General features: G+C 66.9%; 5 protein-coding genes and 1 pseudogene. All 6 read left to right on the top strand.

The window, feature by feature from the left end:
* Positions 1-182, top strand: a pseudogene (locus WB785_RS25135) (hypothetical protein); the annotation flags it as partial.
* A 1-nt stretch (position 183) separates the two neighbouring features.
* Positions 184-1,188, top strand: a complete 1,005-nt coding sequence (locus WB785_RS25130; RefSeq protein ID WP_424082876.1) for an HAD-IIA family hydrolase — start codon at positions 184-186, stop codon at positions 1,186-1,188.
* A gap of 22 nt (positions 1,189-1,210) precedes the next feature.
* Entirely contained in the window at positions 1,211-1,381 is a 171-nt protein-coding gene (locus tag WB785_RS25125; RefSeq protein ID WP_424082874.1) for a hypothetical protein, read from the top strand.
* A gap of 7 nt (positions 1,382-1,388) precedes the next feature.
* Positions 1,389-2,261 (top strand): TlyA family RNA methyltransferase, encoded by an 873-nt coding sequence (locus tag WB785_RS25120; RefSeq protein ID WP_424082872.1) that lies wholly within the window; start codon positions 1,389-1,391, stop codon positions 2,259-2,261.
* Positions 2,251-3,174 carry an NAD kinase gene (locus tag WB785_RS25115; RefSeq protein ID WP_424082870.1) on the top strand — a complete coding sequence of 308 codons (924 nt, stop codon included), beginning with the start codon at positions 2,251-2,253 and terminating at the stop codon, positions 3,172-3,174. The genes WB785_RS25120 and WB785_RS25115 overlap by 11 nt, the downstream gene beginning before the upstream one ends.
* Before the next feature lie 12 nt (positions 3,175-3,186).
* Positions 3,187-3,906: AAA family ATPase (locus WB785_RS25110; protein WP_424082868.1), on the top strand; the 720-nt coding region annotated here is incomplete at its 3' end.

The following is a 3,906-nucleotide window of genomic DNA, read 5'->3' as shown; positions in this document are numbered from 1 at the left end:
CCACACCGCAGTTGGACGCGGCGCGGAGAGGGACGACCGCGGCCCGGCTGTTCTACGCGTATGCGGAGACGCTGCTAGCCCTGGACCGGCGCGACGAGGCGCTGGAGTGGTTTCTGCGCGCCGCTGCCGCCGACGTCGAAGCTGTCACCGATGCCGAAGATCGAGTGAGCGAGCTCGGCTGACGTGGGAACGCTTGCGCAGCAATACGATTGCCTACTTCTGGATCTGGACGGGACGGTATTCCGTGGCCATGAGTTGACCGAGGGAGCGGCGGACTCACTGGATAGAGCTCCCGGCCGCAAGCTCTTCGTCACCAACAATGCCTCACGCAGCGCCGACGAGGTTGCCGACCACCTGCGCGACATCGGCCTAAAGGCGACCGCCGAGGACGTGGTCACCAGCGCCCAAAGCGCCGCCCACGTGCTGGCCGCTCAACTGGGGCCGGAGTCTCGGGTGCTGGTGGTCGGCACCGATTCGCTGGCCGACGAAATCGCGGCTGTCGGGCTACGGCCGGTTCGCCTGTTCGAAGACAAACCGCACGCCGTAGTCCAGGGTCACTCGACCGAAACCAGCTGGATCAACCTGGCCGAGGCGGCGTTAGCCATCCGCGACGGAGCACTGTGGGTGGCGGCCAACGTCGACGCCACCCTGCCCACCGAACGTGGTCTGCTGCCCGGTAACGGCTCGATGGTGGCCGCACTAAAAGCAGCAACCGATGCCGAGCCACAGGTCGCGGGCAAGCCGTCACCGACCTTGATGACAGATGCATTGGCGCGCGGCGACTTTCGCACGCCACTGGTAGTCGGTGATCGGCTGAACACCGATATCGCCGGCGCCAACGCCGCAGGGCTGCCCAGCTTGATGGTTCTCAGCGGCGTCAATTCCGCGCGGGACGCCGTACACGCCGTACGTGAACAACGCGCCACCTACATCGGCTACGACCTGCGCTCGTTGCATCAGGACGCGGATGTGCTCGCGGTCGCTGCGCAACCCGCATGGCACGTCGAGGCCGGGGACATGTCGCTGACGGTGAGCACCGGAGGTGACGTTGACGCGAGCGATGATCTGTCGGTCGTTCGCGCCGTCGCGAACGCCCTCTGGGCGATCGACTGCGACGCCGAAGCCGTCACAGTCCACGCCGGCGACGACACGGCACACGACGCCCTGCAGCGGTGGTCGCTGGTGTGAATCCGATAGCGTAAAGACCGACATGACTCCTGATGAGATTCGCGCTCGGATCGACGCTGTGCTCGCCGAGATACCTAACCTTGCCGATGGCGAGAACGTGCCCGCGGAAGCCGATCTCGAAGAATTGGCGCGCCGGTTATCCGAAGCACACGACATGCTGGTGCAGGCGCTGGAGTCGGCGGAGAAGGGCTGAGTGCGCCGTGCCGCGGCGTAGCCGTGTTGACGTCGAGCTGGTCCGGCGCGGGCTGGCTCGATCTCGCCAGCAGGCCGCGGAGTTGATCGGCGCCGGAAAAGTCAGCATTGACGGCATGCCCGCGGTCAAACCGGGCACCGCCGTCGCGGTGACTGCGGCGCTGCGTGTCGCCGACGACGCCGAGCGCGGCTGGGTTTCGCGCGGCGCACACAAGCTCATCGGAGCGCTCGACACGTTCGGGATCAGCATCGCGGATAGGCGCTGTCTGGACGCCGGCGCGTCGACGGGAGGGTTCACCGAAGTGCTGTTGGATCGCGGCGCACGCGAAGTGGTCGCCGTCGATGTGGGCTATGGCCAGCTGGCCTGGTCGTTGCGGTCGGATCCCCGCGTGGTTGTCATCGAGCGGACCAACGCCCGGGAGCTCACACCGGCGACGATCGGCGGCCCGGTTGACGCCGTCGTCGCTGACCTGTCGTTCATCTCGCTGACCACGGTGTTGCCCGCGCTGACTGGATGCGCGTCGCTCAACGCAGATATCGTTCCCATGGTGAAGCCGCAGTTCGAGGTGGGCAAGGGTCAGGTCGGCGCCGGCGGGGTAGTGCACGACCCCGAGCTGCGGGCCGGCTCGGTGCTTGCCGTCGCGCGTTGCGCCGAAGAGCTCGGGTGGCACACCGTCGGGGTCAACGCCAGCCCGCTACCGGGTCCATCGGGCAATGTCGAATACTTTCTGTGGCTGCGCGCCGAGACTGATCGGAGCTTGTCTGCTGATGCTTTGGAAAGCGCGGTCCACGCGGCGGTTGAAGCTGGTCCGGTGACGATGCGGGCCGATACGGCCCGAGGAGGAGGCGGACAATCAGAAGGCGGTCGAAATGACCCATGAACGCACTGTCCTGTTAGTGGTTCACACCGGACGTGAAGAAGCCACCGAGACCGCGCGCCGAGTCGAGAAAGTGCTGGGCGACAACGACATTGGCCTCCGCGTGTTGACAGCCGAGGCCGTCGACCGCGGTTCGTTGCATTTGGCACCCGACGACATGCGCGCGTTGGGCGTCGACATCCAGGTCACCGACGCCGACCCGGATGCCGCGGTCGGATGCGAGCTGGTGCTGGGACTCGGCGGCGATGGCACCGTGTTGCGGGCCGCAGAACTCGCTCGTAATGCCGACATTCCGGTGCTCGGTATCAACCTGGGCCGGATCGGCTTTTTGGCCGAGGCCGAGGCCGACGCCATCGACACCGTGCTCGAGCATGTGGTGGCCCGGAGCTACCGAATCGAAGACCGATTGACACTCGACGTTGCGGTGCGAGTCAAGGGCGAGGTCGTCAGTCGCGGATGGGCGCTGAATGACGCCAGCCTGGAGAAGGGGCCACGGCTGGGGGTTCTCGGGGTGGTCCTCGAAGTCGACGGCCGGCCGGTGTCGACGTTCGGCTGCGACGGCGTATTGGTGTCAACACCCACCGGATCCACGGCGTACGCATTCTCCGCGGGCGGCCCGGTGCTGTGGCCCGATCTGGAGGCACTTGTGGTGGTGCCCAACAACGCTCATGCGCTGTTCGCCCGGCCGATGGTGACCAGCCCGGACGCCAGCATCGCCATCGAAATCGAGGCCGAAGAGCACGACGCTGTGGTGTTTTGCGATGGTCGGCGCGAGATGCTGGTTCCCGCCGGCGGACGGTTGGAGGTGCGGCGCTGCGAGGTATCGGTGAAATGGGCGCGGCTGGACAGTGCGCCGTTCACCGACCGGCTGGTCCGTAAGTTCCGCTTGCCGGTCACCGGCTGGCGCGGACGGTAACGGTGTTGCCTGGTGCTCAGTGAGATTCGTATCGAGGCGCTGGGCGCGATCAGCGTCGCCACGGCTGAGTTCGATCGCGGGCTAACGGTTCTGACCGGAGAGACCGGCACCGGTAAGACGATGGTGGTCACCGGTCTGCACCTGCTGGGCGGGGCCCGCGCCGACGCCAACCGGGTGCGCTCGGGCTCCGATCGGGCCGTGGTCGAAGGTCGTTTCAGCACTGCCGATCTCGACCCGAAAGCAGCCGCGCAGATCGACGAAATGCTGGATGCCTCGGGAGCCGAGCGCGACGAGGACGGCAGCATCATCGCGTCGCGCTCGGTCAGCCGCGAGGGTCCTTCGCGTGCGTATCTGGGTGGGCGCAGTGTGCCCGCCAAATCGCTGAGCGGCTTCACCACCGAACTGCTCACCCTGCACGGACAAAACGACCAGCTGCGGCTGATGCGACCCGACGAGCAACGCGGCGCGCTTGACCGGTTCGCGGCAGTCGGCGCCCGGCTGGAGCGCTATCGCAAATTGCGCGACGCGTGGCAGTCGGCGCGGCGTGACCTCGTCGACCGAAGCAACCGCGCCCGTGAATTGGCCCAGGAGGCCGACCGGCTGAAGTTCGCTTTACAGGAGATCGACGCCGTCGACCCCGCCCCCCGCGAGGATGACGCGCTGGTCGACGACATCCGTCGGCTTTCGGAACTTGATGCGCTGCGCGAGGCCGCGGCCAGTGCACGCGCAGCG

The sequence above is a fragment of the Mycobacterium sp. genome (genome assembly GCF_049585075.1).
GTDB lineage: Bacteria > Actinomycetota > Actinomycetes > Mycobacteriales > Mycobacteriaceae > Mycobacterium.
Note: the sequence above shows the minus strand (reverse complement) of the source record. Positions and strands in the feature narration are given on the sequence as shown.

Coding starts and splice junctions, on each gene's coding strand:
- WB785_RS25125 (WP_424082874.1), top strand. CDS start 1,211: ATGACTCCTGATGAGATTCGCGCTCGGATCGACGCTGTGCTCGCCGAG.
- WB785_RS25115 (WP_424082870.1), top strand. CDS start 2,251: ATGACCCATGAACGCACTGTCCTGTTAGTGGTTCACACCGGACGTGAA.